The organism is Kordiimonas lacus, assembly GCF_001550055.1.
In the GTDB taxonomy this organism is placed as follows: Bacteria; Pseudomonadota; Alphaproteobacteria; order Sphingomonadales; family Kordiimonadaceae; genus Kordiimonas; species Kordiimonas lacus.
Genome location: NZ_LRUA01000004.1, coordinates 290,016 through 307,363 on the forward strand (window position 1 = coordinate 290,016; position 17,348 = coordinate 307,363).

General features: G+C 54.7%; 11 protein-coding genes. 8 read left to right on the forward strand and 3 right to left on the reverse strand.

Going from position 1 to position 17,348, the window contains the following annotated elements; all coding sequences use genetic code 11:
* Nucleotides 1–32: 32 nt before the first annotated feature.
* The gene (locus KORLAC_RS07945; RefSeq protein ID WP_074519502.1) at nucleotides 33–2,111 is read right to left on the reverse strand and encodes a phytase; all 2,079 of its coding nucleotides are present in this window, start codon (nucleotides 2,109–2,111) and stop codon (nucleotides 33–35) included.
* Nucleotides 2,112–2,374: 263 nt separating this feature from the next.
* Here KORLAC_RS07945 and KORLAC_RS07950 point away from each other — a divergent pair, with 263 nt between their 5' ends.
* Nucleotides 2,375–4,648, forward strand: a complete 2,274-nt coding sequence (locus tag KORLAC_RS07950) for a TonB-dependent receptor plug domain-containing protein (RefSeq protein WP_082714575.1) — start codon at nucleotides 2,375–2,377, stop codon at nucleotides 4,646–4,648.
* A 134-nt stretch (nucleotides 4,649–4,782) separates the two neighbouring features.
* Here the strand turns inward: KORLAC_RS07950 and iolG are convergent, their stop codons facing one another.
* Nucleotides 4,783–5,772 carry an inositol 2-dehydrogenase gene (iolG, locus tag KORLAC_RS07955; RefSeq protein ID WP_068305223.1) on the reverse strand — a complete coding sequence of 330 codons (990 nt, stop codon included), beginning with the start codon at nucleotides 5,770–5,772 and terminating at the stop codon, nucleotides 4,783–4,785.
* Between the two features lie 149 nt (nucleotides 5,773–5,921).
* Here iolG and KORLAC_RS07960 point away from each other — a divergent pair, with 149 nt between their 5' ends.
* The 4 genes from KORLAC_RS07960 to iolE are packed head-to-tail and all read left to right on the forward strand — an operon-like array spanning nucleotide 5,922 to nucleotide 11,398.
* Entirely contained in the window at nucleotides 5,922–6,734 is an 813-nt protein-coding gene (locus KORLAC_RS07960) for a 5-deoxy-glucuronate isomerase (protein ID WP_068305225.1), read from the forward strand.
* Nucleotides 6,731–8,668, forward strand: a complete 1,938-nt coding sequence (locus KORLAC_RS07965; protein ID WP_068305228.1) for a bifunctional 5-dehydro-2-deoxygluconokinase/5-dehydro-2-deoxyphosphogluconate aldolase — start codon at nucleotides 6,731–6,733, stop codon at nucleotides 8,666–8,668. Before KORLAC_RS07960 ends, KORLAC_RS07965 begins: the two co-directional genes overlap by 4 nt.
* Nucleotides 8,665–10,509, forward strand: coding sequence for a 3D-(3,5/4)-trihydroxycyclohexane-1,2-dione acylhydrolase (decyclizing) (gene iolD / locus KORLAC_RS07970; RefSeq protein ID WP_068305229.1), 1,845 nt, complete (start codon nucleotides 8,665–8,667; stop codon nucleotides 10,507–10,509). The genes KORLAC_RS07965 and iolD overlap by 4 nt, the downstream gene beginning before the upstream one ends.
* Nucleotides 10,502–11,398 carry a myo-inosose-2 dehydratase gene (gene iolE / locus KORLAC_RS07975; protein WP_068305231.1) on the forward strand — a complete coding sequence of 299 codons (897 nt, stop codon included), beginning with the start codon at nucleotides 10,502–10,504 and terminating at the stop codon, nucleotides 11,396–11,398. Before iolD ends, iolE begins: the two co-directional genes overlap by 8 nt.
* A 20-nt stretch (nucleotides 11,399–11,418) precedes the next feature.
* On the opposite strand, the gene KORLAC_RS07980 is transcribed toward iolE, so the two are convergent.
* A complete protein-coding gene (locus KORLAC_RS07980) occupies nucleotides 11,419–12,558 on the reverse strand; it encodes a Gfo/Idh/MocA family protein (protein WP_068305232.1) in 1,140 nt (379 codons plus the stop codon).
* A 157-nt stretch (nucleotides 12,559–12,715) separates the two neighbouring features.
* On the opposite strand from KORLAC_RS07980, the gene KORLAC_RS07985 reads away from it, so the two are divergent.
* The 3 genes from KORLAC_RS07985 to KORLAC_RS07995 all read left to right on the forward strand — a co-directional run bounded on the left by KORLAC_RS07985 (nucleotide 12,716) and on the right by KORLAC_RS07995 (nucleotide 16,617).
* Nucleotides 12,716–13,576, forward strand: a complete 861-nt coding sequence (locus tag KORLAC_RS07985; protein WP_068305234.1) for a MurR/RpiR family transcriptional regulator — start codon at nucleotides 12,716–12,718, stop codon at nucleotides 13,574–13,576.
* Nucleotides 13,577–13,710: 134 nt separating this feature from the next.
* Nucleotides 13,711–15,330 carry a solute:sodium symporter family transporter gene (locus tag KORLAC_RS07990; RefSeq protein ID WP_068305239.1) on the forward strand — a complete coding sequence of 540 codons (1,620 nt, stop codon included), beginning with the start codon at nucleotides 13,711–13,713 and terminating at the stop codon, nucleotides 15,328–15,330.
* A gap of 21 nt (nucleotides 15,331–15,351) precedes the next feature.
* Entirely contained in the window at nucleotides 15,352–16,617 is a 1,266-nt protein-coding gene (locus KORLAC_RS07995) for a metallophosphoesterase (protein ID WP_068305241.1), read from the forward strand.
* Nucleotides 16,618–17,348: the final 731 nt, after the last annotated feature.

Genomic DNA, 17,348 nt, shown 5'->3' on the forward strand with positions numbered 1-17,348 from the left:
GGCTTCCTTTGGGGGTTCAGGACTGAAGCCTGCTAGTGGTTTCGTGGTCTTTTTGTGTATGTCTCCAACCCGAGCGGGGTTGCGATACGCTCCCAAGGTACCAGTTTGAAGTTCTGGTTCTCCGCGGGCGCAATGTTCCGGCCATCCTGTGCCACGAAGACGCCATATGGAAAATCAGGGCCAAGCGGCGTGCTGATGATATCGAGGCCGTCGGTTTCCGATGATCCGTCGATACCGGTATCGCTGTCGGCAATCACGCGGAAGGACCCGACATAGGCGTGCGGTGCCTGGCGGTCAAACAGCGCATAGCTGTTATTGCCCTGGCTTGACAGCACGATATAGCCCGATGTTCCCTCGCCATAATAGATGGACACCCCCTCAAGGTCATCCTTCAAGGCCGGGTTTACTTGCGGGTCTGTTACCTTTTCCCGGGTATTGCCAGCGTCGGGCTCTGCGCCATATTTCCACAGCGCTACATCTTCTTCCGCCACGAACAGCATGCCGGTGTCATCATCGGCGACGCAGCCTTCTGCCGTGCTGCCAACTGTAAATTCGCGCACAGGGGTGGCTTTCACACGGCCCGGTGCGCCCTCTGTCAAAACCCACTGGCGGACAAGGCCATCTTTTTCGTTAATGAAGACATAGGTCTGACCATCTTTCGGGCTTTGGTACAGGCACATGCCATAGGGGTCTGGCATGCCGGTGGGTTGAACGCCGTCTGCGATGTTTCTCAGCATGCCTTCAGTCTCATCCATCTCATAAATAGAAATGTTTTCATCCGTCCGGTTGCTGGCGGCAACAAGGGTGATGACACGATCGCCAATCTGGACGCCATAGCGGATATCTACGTTGTTTACTTTACCGTCGGGCAGATACTGGCGGGTGCTGCCGTCCAGGTTATAGACATACAGCCCACCCTGCTTGTTGGTGCCGATGATCAGGCTTTTTTCCGGATCGGAAGGATGCACCCAGATGGCGGGATCATCCGCCGCATCACCACCGTCGGCTACGGGGCTGGTTTCCACACTGGCATTTACGAGGGCAAAAGCGGCAGTCGGGTCATTCCGGTCCGCTGAGACAAGGGTAGCGCTCAGGTCAAAGGCACTGGCGATATCGTTGAAACGTGCCACTTTGAAATTGGTGGCGTCATCGCCATTGTCTTCGTCCGCCAGCACAAGAAGGCCGCCAGTATCACCGCTGGCGAAGAGGGCGCCTGCATTTTCAACACCGTCACTTGTGGACGATGCGGCGAAGACAGCGCTGCCGATAAATCGGTGGTCGTCATTGGTGTCGTACAGATTGATACGGCTTGTCTCCACGTCCGAGGCAAGAAGCAGGGTTTGGTCAGCATCTGTATGATGAAGGGCAAGCCCGCCAACTTCACCGTTGAAGTGGCCAAACTTTTTCACATCCACCAATTCCGGAATGGTGTCGGCTTCCACGTCGGCATCAAACCGCCAAACACCGACGGCCTCCTCGGTGACATACAGGGAATTACTGCGTTCGTCCGCCACACAGAATTTGGGTTCTGTCCCCACCTGCAGGGATCGGATCAGTCGGCTTTTCAGTGTCCCGTCCTTCCCGCTATACAGGTGCCACTGTTCAATCTGCCCACTGGATGCCAGCAGGAAGGCGTAGGATTGGCCGTCAAGCGGGCTTCTGAAGCTGCACATGCCTTCCAGAAGTTGGCTCGATGTGGCGACGCCTGATTGGGTCAGGTTTATGCGGCCATCTTGAACCCTATAGGCATCCAGCGAACTACTGGCGGTGTCGAGAGCGAGAAGATAACCTCGTCCCTTGTTGCCCGCGCCGGAGAGCCTGCTGATGGATTCGATTTCACCGCCACCAACTTTGGACAGTCGCTGTCCGTCGAGATTATAAAGCTCGATGCCGTCTTCCACGGCACCAACGAGATAAGTGGGTGTGCCCTCGGCTCCTGGCCAAAGTATGGCTGCCGCAGCACTGTCTGACGTGCTTGGTGTGGTCTCTAACGCAACTGTAACATTCTTCTGAGAAGGTGTGTTTGTTGCGGCTTCATCGGATGATGAGCTGGGCGAACAGGCGACAATGCCAGTTGCTAGAATTACCGCTAGGTACGACGTTTTCTTCATGATTTCCTCCCTTTTGGGCTTCGTCTTACTATCCAATATGTGAAGTTTTCTGCCGGTTTCAAGATAAAAAAGAAGAAAATTTTCATTTCTATTGAAAAAAAGAATAAAAATTCTATAATGAGTTTCAACAGGCGGCTTCATTTGGGAAAGTATGGGGTCGTCCGGGAAGATCCGGCACCTCATACGTTGCGAGTTTTACCGAGGCTGTAGGGCAACTGCTGAAACCGGCGCTAAGCCGGGTGTGACACCAGGGGAGGTGAATTATGAGCAATACAGGACTAATACAGAAACTTCTGTGCGGATTCGTAGTGATGTCAATGGCGCCTCAGGCGTTCGCGCAGGAAGAGGCGGCAGAGCCGCCACAAGGCGATCTCAATCTCGAAGAGATTGTTGTCACCGGCAAGATTGTAACGCGGAACCGGACTGCATCTGTTGCACCGGAATTGACATATGACACGGAATTTTTCCAGAAGTTTGAGCCGGTTTCAGCCGGTGATATGCTTAAGCGTGTACCTGGCGTGGCTTTTACAAGCGATATTGGCGAATATGATGCGCCGCAGATGCGGGGCATGGCGAACGGCTTCACGCAGGTCCTTATTAATGGTCGGCCAGTGCCGGGTGCGGGTAATGACCGCACAGTTCTGGTGGACCGTATTCCCGCAGAGATCATCGAGCGTATCGAAGTGATCAGAAGCCCGGGCGCCGATATTGACAGCCAGGGCGTGGGGGGCACCATCAATATCATCCTGAAGGAAGGGGCCACGTTGCCGGAAGGGGGCTCTATTCGCGCCAGCGGTCTTTATGTTGGTAAAGACAAGGAATTCCGGGGTGCCGGCGCTGTTTCCTATGCCGGCCGTAGTGATGACGAAGATATCTTCTATTCGATCACGGCGAACGTGCAGCAACGCTTCAATGCCAAGAAGTTTGTCGAGGAAAAGATCGTCGCTGGGGATTTCCCGAATTCTTTTGATGGCCGTGACCTGTTTTCGCCAGATGACAGGAATGCATCAGTTGCTGATGGCTATGCCACCCAGCTTGATAGCCGGGAAAACCTGGACATGTCGCTGAATGCCGATGTCACCTTCAAGGTGGGGGATACCGGGGAACTGCGGTTCGACGGTTTCTATATCCATACAGACCGTGATGAGCGCGAAGATGGGTCGGAATGGGAGCGCGACGACGGAGAGCTGGTGGGCGACAAGGTCACGTCGCAGGATACAGAGATCAAGCAGGAAAACTTTGGCTTCAGCGCCTTGTATGAAGGAGCGCTGTCAGATGCGACCCGCTTTGATGCCATGGTGCGCTATAGCCAGTTTGACAACCGGGAAGACCAGTATGACCGGGAGTTCGACTTCGATGACGGTTCTGAAAGCGTGGAAGACCGCGAACGCGAGATTATCGACAGTCTGGATAAGGAATTCGCGGCAGACTTCGGGTTGGAGCGCAATTTCGATATAATGACATTGAAATTCGGGGGCGCGACTAAGTTCAAGAAGCGCGACTTCGGGCTTACGCTGATGGAAGCTGATGACTTTGGCGTCCTTGAGCTGGACAGCGAAAGCGAGTTCGACGTCAAGGAAAACCGCTATGATGCCTATATGGTCAGCGAATGGGAGCTGGGTGAAGGCCTGGTTGTGGAAGCTGGTTTAAGGCTGGAACATACCAACACCAAAATCAGCGCGCCCGATGTTGGTGAAACCACCAACAAGACCACGCTGTTGAACCCCTCCATCCACTTCCAGAGGGATATCGGGGCAGACGGCCAGCTCCGCTTGAGCTTTGCGCGCACGGTTCGCCGGCCAACGTTTGATCAGCTTGTCCCTGTAGAATTGCAGGATGAGCCAGATGACGACGATATCACCGTGGGCAACCCGGACCTGGCCATGGAGAAATCCTGGGGTTTTGATATCGGGTATGAGCATACCCTTCCGGCGAACGGTATTTTGGGTGTGAACTTCTTTTACCGTAAGGTCTCTGACTTGACGCAGCTTGTACGTGTTGGGGACACCGAAGATGGTGGATTGTATACCTACGATAATGTGGGGAACGGGAACACCTACGGTATCGAGTTCGATGTCAGTACACCGCTTACCTTCATCGGGCTTGACGAGACCGGCTTCTTTGCCAACTACACGCGCATCTGGTCCAGCCGGTATGACGAATTTCTGCAAGAAGACGTGCGCTTCAACCACCAGCCTAAATATGTATACAACTTCGGTGTAACGCAGAACTTCCCGAGTATAGAAGCCACGACCGGCTTCAGTTATCAGAAGCAGGGCCTGGCCAGGAGCGTCTTTTTCGCGGAAATCGAGGACCAATATTATGGTGGCAACCTGGAAGTCTTTATCGAGAAACGCTTTGAAAGCGGCTTTGTCCTGCGGCTGACTGCAAACAACCTTCTGAATGCGGAAAGCAACCAGGCAGAGCGGAACTTTGATGGGCTCGATGATATGAGAGCCGGTGTTGTGGACGAATTCGAAGTCGAACGCGAACAATCCTCTCGTGTGTTCCTTTTGACAGCACGATTCAACTTCTGATTTCCCTTTCCTAAAGTGCTTTGGGGCACACACGGGAAATCTGGGGCCGGCTCTGCCGGCCCTTTTTTTGCCAGGAACAAGAAAGGCCCGCCAAAATGATGGCGGGCCTGTTGAAATTTGTAGTCCGAGGGTGCCTATAGCTGAACAGTGGTTCCCGTTTGCAGCGACTTCAGCGCGGCTTCAGCCAGTATAAGGGCTTTCAAGCCGTCTGCGCCGGTTGCGAGGGGTGTGGCGCTGCCTTTCAGGATGTCCTGAAAGTGGCGGGCTTCATGCTTGTAGGCTTCGGCATACCGTTCGAGGAAGAAATGCTGGATTTTATCGCCCTGCAGCCCCGTGCCCCTGTTGATGGAGAGGGTGCTGTCATGCTGGTTGCCAACCTGTGCCAGCCCACCGCTGCCATGCACTTCAATGCGTTGGTCGTAGCCATATACCGCGCGGCGGCTATTGGATATCTGGCATAGCTTGCCGGAAGCTGTGCGAAGCGTCACCAGGGCGCTGTCAACATCCCCGGCGGTGGCGATTTCAGGGTCAGTGAGGCAACTCGCCATCGCCGAGACCTCGACGGGGTCTTCGCCCAGTAGCCAACGCGCCATATCCAAATCATGGATCATCATGTCTTTGAACAGTCCGCCGCTTGTTTTGATGTAAGATACTGGCGGTGGGGAAGGGTCGCGGCTGGTGATATGCACCATTTCCACTGTACCCACAGCACCAGCATCGAGACTGGCTTTGAGCGCGGCAAAGTTTGGATCGAAACGCCGATTGAACCCCAGCAGAAGAGGGGTGCCTAATGAATCCGCGGTGCTCAGGCAATCGGTTGTACGTTGTAAGTCTAAATCTATAGGTTTTTCACAAAAGATCGCTTTGCCAGCATGGGCTGCTTTCTCAATAAGGTCGGCATGGGTGTTGGTGGCGCTAGCAATCACAACGCCGGTAACCTCTTGGTCCGCCAGGGCGGTTTCAAGGTCGGTGGCTTGTGCGCCCGTGTCCGCAGCGAGTGCCGCAGCCGCCTCGGTGACTGGATCGACAATATATTTCAGGATACCGCTGCCGAGTGCTGCGAAGTTGGCGGCGTGGATCTGTCCAATACGTCCTGCACCGATCAGGCATATGCCTTCTGTCATTCTGGTTCCTCCCACAAAATTTACAAAACGGAATTAAAATTCTTGACGTGAGGTCAAAATAGAATAAATATTTCTTTTCGTAAATGATTATTCTATGAATAAGGCGTCTGGCATCCTAGCACAGTCGTGAAGTTAGAGGGGAGCGGATCATGTTGGAGCATATCACCGATCACAGAGACGGCTTCCGGTTGGGGCATACGGTTATTACCGACCACCGGGACGCTGCGGAACGGACGGGAATCGGTGTAGCTGTCTGGCGCCTGAAGGCAGGTGAACGCATATCCGAGACATTTGATAATGAAGCGGCGTGGCTGTTGATGGATGGAGAGGTAACGATTTCCGTGGCGGGCAAAGCTTATGAATGGTCCCGCACCTCTTTGTTTGACGAGCACCCCTCCTGCCTGCACGGGCCAAAAGGTACCGTGCTGGAGGTGACTGCGAAAACAGATGCTGAGTTCACCATCTACCAGTGCGCCAATGAAGCCGATTTCCCCATTGAAAAGTATGAACCTGATGCTGGTGTGGATGAACCACGTGGCAAGGGCCAGGTTGGCGGCACGTGCCTTCGGTTCGTGCGGACCATCTTTGACGACACCAATTCCTCGCCAAACGCACAGCTGGTGCTTGGGGAGGTGATTACCATGCCGGGGAAATGGTCTTCCTATCCGCCGCACAATCACCCGCAGCCGGAAATATATCATTACCGGTTCACTGATCCGCGTGGCTGGGGACACGGCGAACTGGATGACGATGTGCTCAAGATCAGGCCATATGACAGTGTCCGCATTATGGACATGAAAACCCATGCCCAAGTGGCCGCACCGGGATACGGCATGTATTATTCCTGGGTCATCCGTCATCTGCCGGCCAAGCGCTACGGCGTTCCTGAGTTTGCACAAGAACATGCCTGGACCATGGAAGAGGACGCAGATTTCTGGCAGCCCAAAGGGGTGACGCTATGACAGCTGAAAAGCAGCTTGATGTCATCTGTATGGGCCGCGCAGGGGTTGACCTCTATGGCGAGCAGATTGGCGGCCTTCTGGAGGATATGACCAGTTTTGCCAAATATGTCGGTGGCTGCCCTGCCAATATCGCCATTGGTACGGCGCGCATGGGCCTTAAAAGTGCCATCCTCAGCCGGGTCGGAAACGAGCATATGGGCCGCTTCATCCGGCAGACGATGGAACAGGAAGGTGTGGATGTCAGCCACCTTAAAACCGATGAGGACAGGCTGACCGCGCTTGTTATCCTGGGCATTCGGGACAAGGAAACCTTCCCGCTGGTTTTCTACCGCGAAAATTGCGCGGATATGGCGCTGTGCGTAGATGATTTCGATGCCGACTTCATCGGTTCGGCGAAGGCACTTGTCCTGACCGGGACGCACCTTTCGGAGCCGGGTGTTCGCACTGCGAGCTTCAAGGCGGCTGAATATGCCAAGACACAGGGTACGCGCATTGTACTGGATATCGACTATCGCCCTGTTCTGTGGGGGCTAACAAATCCCGGGCTTGGTGAAGAACGATTTGTCGCCGACGAACAGGTAAGCCAAACGTTGGCTGATATGCTGCCCTGGTGTGACCTGATCGTGGGCACGGAAGAAGAATTTCATATCGCCGGCGGATCAACGGATACGGTGACCGCATTGAAGAACGTGCGGGCCACGTCGGCGGCTACCTTGGTGTTGAAGCTTGGCCCGAATGGCTGCACCGTGTTCGGGGGTGATATCCCGGACACGCTGGATGGCCACCCCATCTATGCCGGTTTTCCTGTCGAGGTCTTCAATGTGCTGGGGGCGGGGGATGCCTTTATGTCAGGTTTGCTGCGTGGCTATGTCTCTGGCCTTGATTGGCAGGAAAGCTGCCGGTTGGCGAATGCATGTGGGGCGTTGGTTGTGTCGCGCCATGGCTGCGCCCCAGCGATTCCGAGCTACCAGGAAGTCTCGCATTATATCAAGCATGGCAGCCGGTATCACAGCTTGCGCCATGATGCGGGGCTGGAGCAACTTCACTGGTCAACCACTCGTTCGCGAGAGTTTGACGAAGTGCTCGCATTTGCATTCGATCACCGTAAGCAAATGGAAGATATCGCAGTAGATACCGGCAAGAGCAGCGCCGACATTGGGGCGTTCAAGCAACTTTGCCTGCAAGCCTTCCGCGAGACCAAGGTCGCTTATCAGGGCAGAGGTCTGGGCATTCTATGCGATGGCAGGCTGGGGCAGGATGCGCTTGATGATGCCAGCGGTAACGAAATCTGGATCGGCCGCCCGATCGAATTTCCGGCATCACGGCCCCTTGAGTTCGAAGGCGGACCAAGTGTGATGGAAACGCTGCGGGAATGGCCTGCGGAACACTGTGTGAAGTGCCTGACATTCTATCACCCCGATGATGACGCCCCTATGCGCGAGGAACAGGAGCGTCAATTGCTGCGTCTGGCTTCTGCGGCGCGTGCGACCCGCCATGAATTGTTGGTGGAGGTGATACCGCCAGCACACCTTGACCGGGCCGACGGAACGGTGGTCCGGGTGATGGAACGACTGTATGAAATCGGCATATATCCCGATTGGTGGAAACTGCCTACGCCGCTATCTGAAGCGGAATGGCAGATGTTGGCTGCAATGATTGAAAAGCATGATCCCAACTGCAGGGGGGTGGTTCTTCTGGGGCTTGACGCACCCGAAGCCGATGTGATGGCAGCAATCGAAAATGCCGCCCACCACAAAGTGTGCAAAGGCTTCGCTGTTGGCCGGACAATCTTTGGCGCTGCTGCTCGCTCCTGGTTTGCAGGCGATATGACAGATGAGGCTGCAGTGAAGGAAATGACGGACCGCTATGGCCGCCTGATCGAATGTTGGATCGGGGCTCGGGGCGGTGCCGAAAAGCAGAAGGCAAGCGCATGAAAACCATTCGCCTAACAATGGGGCAGGCGCTCGCGCGCTATTTGGCAGCTCAATTCACCGAGGTGGATGGGGAAAGGCTACCAATGTTTGCCGGGGTGTTTGCCATTTTTGGCCATGGCAATGTAGCCGGCTTTGGTGAGGCCCTGAACGGTGTTCAGGAAAGTCTGCCAACCTTTCGGGCCCATAATGAACAGGCCATGGCCCATACAGCCATAGCCTTTGCCAAAGCGAGCCGCCGCCGCCGCATGATGGCCTGCACCACATCCGTGGGCCCTGGCGCCACCAATATGGTGACGGCCGCCGCACTTGCCCATGTGAACCGCCTGCCAGTGTTGTTGTTGCCTGGTGATACCTTTGCGAACAGGCGCCCGGACCCGGTGCTGCAACAGGTGGAAAACCCGGAAAGCCCGCTTGATGTGGCCAATGATTGTTTTCGCCCTGTCAGCCGGTATTTCGACCGGATCACCAGGCCGGAGCAATTGATCACCAGCTTGCCGCAAGCGATGCGCGTGCTGATCTGCCCCGTGGACTGCGGCCCGGTAACCATATGCCTGCCGCAGGACGTGCAGGCCGAAGCCTATGATTTTCCAGAAAGCATGTTCGAAGCGCAAACGCACCGAATGCGCCGACAGGGTGCTGATAGCTTTGAGCTGGAGCGGGCCCTAGGGATACTGAATGCCGCAGAGAAGCCGCTGATTATCGTGGGCGGCGGTGTGCGCTATAGCGGTGCCGAAGGCGCGCTGGCAGACCTTGCGGAGCGTTGCGGCATCCCGGTTGCGGAAACACAGGCAGGGAAAGGCAGCCTGTCATGGACCCACGAATTGAATGTGGGGGGTATTGGCGTAACGGGCACAGCGGCCGCGAATGCCTTTGCGCGTGAAGCTGATGTGGTTTTGGCAGTGGGTACCCGGTTGGCGGATTTTACCACTGGATCCCGATCGCTGTTTGAGAATCCGGACTGTCAGATCATTGGATTGAATGTGGCGGCGTTCGATGCTGTTAAACACCGCAGTATACCGCTGGTGTCTGACGCAAGGCTGGCGCTAGAAGCCCTGGCCAAACGGTTGCCTGCCGCCGATGGACAGAGGGCCCTTGCGGCAACGCGCCGTGCCGAATGGAACAGTGTCACCGACAAAGTGACTTCTCCCGATACCCGCCCGTTGCCGTCAGATGCAGAGATTGTGGGCGCAATTCACCACGTGTCGGATGCGCGCGACGTTATTGTTGCCGCAGCGGGCGGGTTACCAGGAGAACTGCACAAACTTTGGCGCGTCAAGGCGCCCGCTACTTACCACCTGGAATATGGTTATAGCTGCATGGGCTATGAAATCGCCGGTGGCCTGGGTGTTAAGATGGCGACACCTGCCAGTGATGTTTTCGTGCTCGTAGGCGACGGGTCCTACATGATGATGAATTCAGAACTGTCTACGTCCATCATGATGGGGCAGAAGCTGATTGTTATCCTGGTCGATAATGGTGGATTTGGCTGTATCAACCGCCTTCAGGGTGGCACCACAGGGACTTCGTTCAATAACCTGTTTGACAGCGGCACTCGTACAGACGGGGAACGCCCGGTAGTTGATTTTGTCGCTCATGCCCGGTCCATGGGGGCGATTGCGGAAAAAGCAGATGGCATTGATGCCCTGAAGGCCGCGGTACGCCGCGCCAAGATTGCAGACCGGACAAGCGTGATTGTGATTGATGCCGACCCTTCCATTAGCACTGAAGACGGCGGGCACTGGTGGGATGTGCCGGTGGCTGAAGAGTCCGACATGGATGATGCTGCCGCGCGTCATGCGGCCTATATGGATATGAAAAGAAAGCAAAAAATTGATGGATAATAGCGTTCGCCTCGGCACCAATCCGATTGCCTGGTCCAATGATGATATGCGTGAACTTGGTGGTGCTACTTCGCTGGATACCTGTCTTGGTGAAGCGCGCACTGCTGGCTTTGAGGGTATTGAGCTCGGGCATAAATTCCCGCGCGACGCTTATGCTTTGCGGCCCGTCCTGGCACGCCACAATATGGCGCTAATTTCAGGTTGGTATTCTTCCGAACTCCTGACGCGGTCGGTAGGGGACGAGATCGCGAATCTTGAGCCCCATCTGTCACTGCTGGATGCCATGGGGTGTAAGGTTGTGGTATGGGCGGAGACATCAGGCTGTATTCATGGGAACAAGAATGCGTCGCTTTCCTCCCGACCGGTTCTGACAGACGATCAATGGCCGGAATTTGCCCGCAGGCTATCAGCTGTGGCAGCCCACGTGCGGTCACGGGGGCTGTGGCTTGTCTATCACCATCATATGGGCACTGTGGTTGAAACTGAAGCAGAGGTGGACAAGCTGATGGCGCTGACAAGCGACGATGTCGGCTTGCTCCTTGATACCGGCCATCTGACATTTGCTGGTGGCGATCCCCTGTCGGCAGCCAGGCGGCATGCAGCACGGATCAGACATGTACATTGCAAGGATATCCGCATGTCTGTGATGCAAAGGGCACTGGATGCAGACAGCAGCTTTCTGGATGCGGTCGTGGACGGTGTGTTTACCGTGCCGAGTGACGGAGATGTGGATTTTGTGCCGGTGCTAAAGGCGGTGGCCGACGCGGGTTATTGTGGGTGGCTGGTTGTGGAAGCCGAACAGGACCCTGAGAAAGCCAACCCGTTCGACTATGCCTGCATTGGCTTCAAAGCTTTGGCGCAGTATGCGCGGGAGGCGGGGCTGCTATAAGCCATACCCTTGGGGCGCCTTCAGAGGCGCCCGACGTCAATCCAGCGACGTTCTTGTGCAGACAGGACCCAGGTGTCGATCACCCTTTCGATCTCCCGTCCGGCATAAAGGTCTACAGGGACCCGGGCCCCTTCTGTGATAGCCTTCAAAAGGCGATCCACCTCAATGATCTTCAGATCGTTATACCCCAGGCCATGACCGGGGGCGGGACAGAAGGCTGCGAAGTCGGGGCAGCTTGTATCCACCAGAATGGTTTTGAATCCTGACCTACCGGGTGCGCCGCTGCCTTCGTACAGTCGAACTTCGTTCATGCGTTCCTGGTCAAATTCGAGGCTCGCCTTTGTACCGACAATCTCGAACGCTAGACCCTGCTTCTTGCCCAACGCCACGCGGCTGGTCTCCAGCGCCCCCATGGTGCCGGATGCAAACCGGACAATGGCCTGGGCCTGGTCCTCATTCTCGACGGCCCTGGGCGCGCCGGTCTCATCGGGGCGTTTGGGGACAACAATATCCGTGTCTCCGCACAGGGAGGCAATCGGTCCCACCAGGTGCATCGCCATGCTGATGATGTGGGACCCCATATCTCCAAGTGTCCCGGTGCCTGCGGATGCCTTCGAGCAACGCCAGTTAAAGGGTACATCAGGGTTGGCCATATAGTCTTCGTTGTGCCGTCCCCGGAAGTGAATAATCTCGCCCAATTCTCCGGCGTCAATCATGGCCTTGATGGTGCTGATGATCGGGTTGCACAGATAATTGTACCCGAGCATATGAACCAGAGGTTGCTCTGGATCGGTGCGGGCTTCCAGGGCGGCAATGATCTGATTGGCCTCTGCCGTGTCCAGTGCCAGTGGCTTTTCCACATACACATGCTTGCCTGCTTCAATAGCGGCGATGGTCATGTCCTTGTGAAGCGCGTTGGGCGTGGCTATGGCGATTACATCAATGGCATCGTCAGCCAACAGGCTGCGCCAGTCGCTCGTGCTGTTTTCAAATCCCAAGGCATTTGCAGCTTCTTCGGCCCGTGTTTCGTCAATCTCGGCCAACGTGCGGCAGGCTAATTTTGCCTTGCCCCCAAACACAGAGCCGTGTGCATTGTAGGCGATCGCATGTGTTTTGCCGATATAGCCACTGCCGATCAGCCCGATTCCGATATCCCGCATACTCTTCTCCCCGAAGTATGGTGGGTGGATGATTGTGGGCGCTTTCTGGAATATATATTCCGAGATGGAAATTTGCATTCCTTTTTTTCGAGTTATCGATATAATTCTTTCGCAAGCGATTGTGCGCGATATCAACTAGGGGAGGCCAGAGCGCGTTATGGGGAAGAACGAGGGGCGAGCAACCTATAGTCTGGATGAGTTTAACCTGGTGCTGGCGGGGCGTTTTGACAGCCTGAGCAAGCAACTGAAGAAGATTGCCCGGTTCATCCTGGATAACCCAATCGACACAGCGCTGGATACAGCGGCAGAGATTGCCACGCGCCTTGAGGTGCAGCCTTCCAGTCTGATCCGATTTGCGCAGGCACTGGACTTTGAGGGTTTCTCTGAAATCCAGAAGATATTTCGTGCGAATCTGGTTCAGCAGTTGCCAGGATATTCAGCCAACTATTCCGATCGTATTCGCGAACTGAAGGAGGGGGCCGCGGAAGGCAAATCCGATGCGCCGCCGATACTGGATGTTTTCCTGGAAGCCAACAGCGATGCGCTGACCAACTTGAAAACAGAGGTAACTGCAAAGCAGTTGGAAACCGCGATCAATACGATCAAAAGCGCGAACAATATCTATCTTTTGGGCCAGCGCCGATCATATCCGGTGGCCAGTTTCCTATATTATATGATGCGCAACCTGGATTTGCGCGCTTTCCTGCTGGATGGTGTGGGCGGCAATCTGGCGGAACAGGTACGCCTGATCGGGGAAGGGGATGTGTTGTTGGTGGCAACATTTCCGAACTACGCGGATGAGGTAATCGGTGTGGCGCAGCAGGCGCGCGATAAGGGTGCCAAGATCATTGCCATGACCGATAAACTGGTCAGCCCAATCGTGAAGCTCAGCGATACCTATTTCCTGACAGACAAAGTAACCGTCAGCGGATTTCGTACCATCACCGGGACCATGTGCCTGGCGCAGGCACTGGCGATCGGGCTGGGAATGGACGGCAATCAGCTAACACGAGACTAGCGAGCGTTTTGACTTTCCCACGTTTTTCGGAAGGGAAATATTGACATCGCCCAGAAAAAGAATAAATATTCTGAAATTGACATGTAAAGAAATTAATATTCTTTGCCGAACGCGAGTTCTCTGGGGAGGGGATAATGTTGGCTCTTGCAACCTTTATAGGCTTTACCGCCCTTGTGGCGGTAATCGCCTATTGGAAGACCAAAGATGACCATATGGACAGTTCGGACGCCTATTTCCTGGGTGGCCGCTCGCTGACGGCCTGGGTCATTGCGGGGTCGTTGATGCTGACAAACCTGTCTACAGAGCATCTGGTTGGCCTGAACGCCGACGCTTTCAATCATACAATTGCAGTGATGGCATGGGAAACCACGGCAGCCTTGGCGATGGTGGTGACGGCACTGTATTTCCTGCCGCGCTATCTGAAAAGCGGGTTGACGACGATACCGGAATTTCTGGCAAACCGGTTCGACAGCCAGACCCGGATTATCGCATCACTCTTGTTCTTGTTCTCGTACGTGGTGGCGATCCTGCCGGTGGTTTTGCTGTTTGGTGCCACGGGGCTCGAAAGCCTGTTTGATGTATCCGAGACGTTCGGCATCAGCCAATCATCTGCGATATGGATGATGGTCTGGGGTGTTGGGTCGCTGGGGTCGCTTTATGCAATCTTTGGCGGGCTGAAAGCGGTTGCAATCTCAGACACGGTCAATGGCGTCGGCTTCCTGATCGCCGGCCTGCTGGTGCCCGTTCTTGCACTGTTGATGGTAGGGGATGGCGATCTATTGGGCGGGCTGTCCGAGGTGTATACAGAAGAGCGGCCCAAGTTCGATATCACCGGTGACGAACCGGGGTCTTTCCTGCCGTTTGGTGTCCTGTTTACCGGCATGATTGTGAACCAGATTTTCTTCTGGTGTACGAACCAGTCGATTGTCCAGCGGGCGCTTGGAGCCAAGAATTTGGCGGAGGGCCAGAAGGGCGTTCTGATTGCAGCCTGCTTCAAACTGTTGGGCCCCTTTATCATCGTGCTGCCGGGGGTCATTGCCTATCACATGTTCAAGGATGAGCTCGGGCCGGAAGATTATCTGATGGCTTATCCCATGTTGGTGAAAACGGTCTTGCCTGATGCCCTGGTCGGCTTTTTTGCGGCAGTAATGGTGGGGGCCGTACTCAGCACTTTCAACAGTGTGCTGAACAGCTCAGCCACGCTGTTCAGCCAGGGCATATATCGCCAGTTGATCAACCCTTCGGCGGATGGGCGGGCCGTGGTGCGCAGTGGCCGTTATTGCAGCATTATCCTGGCACTTGCGGCCATGGCTTTCGCTCCTCTGATCGACACCAGCGGGAGCCTCTATAATTACTTGCAGAAAATCAACGCCACCTTCTTCGGGCCAATGCTGGCAGTCATCATGCTGGGTATGACCACCCGGTATGTATCCGCTTTTGCGGCAAAAGCAGGCATGATTTTGGGGCCGGTAATTTTTTATCTGTTGGTGTTCGCTTTCGGCGATAACGTTCAGGTGTTCATGCAAGGCCTCCTGGGCACGACGGAAGAAATTCACTTCCTGCATTTCCTGGCGCTGGTATTCGTGCTGACGACAGCCTTGATGCTGGCACTTAGCAAGCTGGCACCTGCCACAACCCGCTATGAAGATGTCTATACCCATGCCGTGGATATCACGCCATGGCGGCATGCCCGCACCATGGGCATGATTATATCAATCGTAACAATCCTCTTTTATGTGCTTCTGGCGCAGTAGGAACAAGAAGGAGATAGTCTGATGGTTTCCCCGAAATTCATAATGGCCACTGCCGCTTCGGTTGCCCTGTTGGCGAGTGCTGCTTGCGCTCAGACTGGTACAGCGGAAGAAGAAACAATCTCGTTCCTGGCCTTTGGTGACAGCGGCTATCACCACGAATATCAGAAGAAGAAACTGTGGAAGAAGCCTTTCCGAACGTTGGAAGCGTTCGAAGCCGATTACCGGGCGGACTGGGCTGAAGACCAGAAAACGCCATCAGAGTTCCGCCTGCCATCCCTTTATTTTCATGAGCAGATGGGCGGCTATATCATGCGCAGCGGACAGCAGCCTGTGGCCGACGCCATGATGGCTTACTGCCAAGCCAACGCCTGTCAGTTCGGCATGATGTTGGGGGATAATATCTATCCTGATGGCGCTACATTGGGGGCAGACGGTGTGGATGACGGCAAACGGTTTGAAGATATCTTCACCATTCCCTATCGCGGGCTTGGCGCAGGCGATACCGATTTCCGCATTTATACAGCCCTAGGCAATCATGATTGGCACACCTCACGCGAAGGGGCGATGGCGCAGGTGGCCTATATGGAAAAGTCCGATCAATTCTATATGGACGGTATCTTCTATAGCGTGAAGCCGCCTGCCGGGCGTGGCGATGTAGAAATTTTTGTCATCGATACCGAAGTCATGTTGTCAGGTGTCGGGTACCCTGAAGCGGTGTTGAATCCAGATGGCAGCGAAAAGAAAGGCACGGGGCCCGATGATATTGACCCTTGGGCCAAGCCAGCCAATGAGGCTGAGCGCAACATGGCAGCGTGGCTTGAGCAAGGGCTCAGGAACTCGACAGCCAAATGGAAGTTTGTCATTGGGCATCACCCTCTTTGGGCAACTGGCGGGTCCAAGTTCGAGCAGGCCCGTGCGATGCGCAAAATGATCCTTCCGACGCTGTGCAAATATGCGGACGCCTATTTCGCGGGGCATGAGCATTCGCTTGAGGTCCATACCGACACCTGTGAAACGACCCCTGAAGGCAGGACCGAGAAGCCGCTTCTGCATGTACTCTCAGGTGCGGCGTCCAAAGAGCGATCTACCCACACCAAGTTTGCTGCCTATCAGGCGAAAGCTTATCCTCAACAAACTGCACATTTTGTACGCGGCATGATCTGGGGTTTTGCCCATGTGGAACTGAAGGGGGATGAAGGCGTGGTACGCATGATCTCCACGCCAACTGACGGCTCGGCTGTTCCCCATGTGGAGTATGAACATAGGTTTGAGCACCGCTCTGAATAGTGGCTCACCAGCTTCGGCTTTGGGTCACAAGGGAATGTTTGTCGACTGCTGAGGAAACGTCCGAAGTGCTTTGTGAAGCGGGCGCTATGTTGAGGCGTGGTACCTTGTTCAGCCCATTGGATAGTTGCCTATTCCCCGTATCCATTGGCATCTGACTTGTTCCATCTCACCTCCTTAGGCGACCATTTGCAAGGTTCGCGTGATATCAAGCTAAAGAACCAGAATAGATGGGGACTAAGTTTGCATCGAATGGATATGTAAATGGGACGGTAATGTGTTGGATTGTCCAATAAACAGTTTTGGGAGCAAGTTTACTGTGAAATATTATTTCGCGATTCTGAGAATGTGTTCTGAATGCGATTTAAGAATGTTGCGTGGTTGAGCAACTTTTGAGTCTAATGTCGCAAAGTGACAAAATTAGTGTCGCGGGACAGTAAGGCAGTGTGTGAGAGTCGGGGTGTTTTGTGGGGAGTATAACACCTGTAATACACCTCCAGCACAGCTGCTAAACACTTCGCATCAAAATGCACCAAAAATAAAATCATTTAAAATCAATTATTTAAATAATTTCTTCCAGGAATTTTTAATTTTCCTCTTGCCACATCTGATGTGGTGTTATACATAACTAATACACCGGCACGATAAAACGCCCAAACAGACACTCAAGCCACTTCCAAGCACGGCACAAGAGCGCAAGGGTAAATAAGAGCCAAAAGGCTCAGCGAGGAACG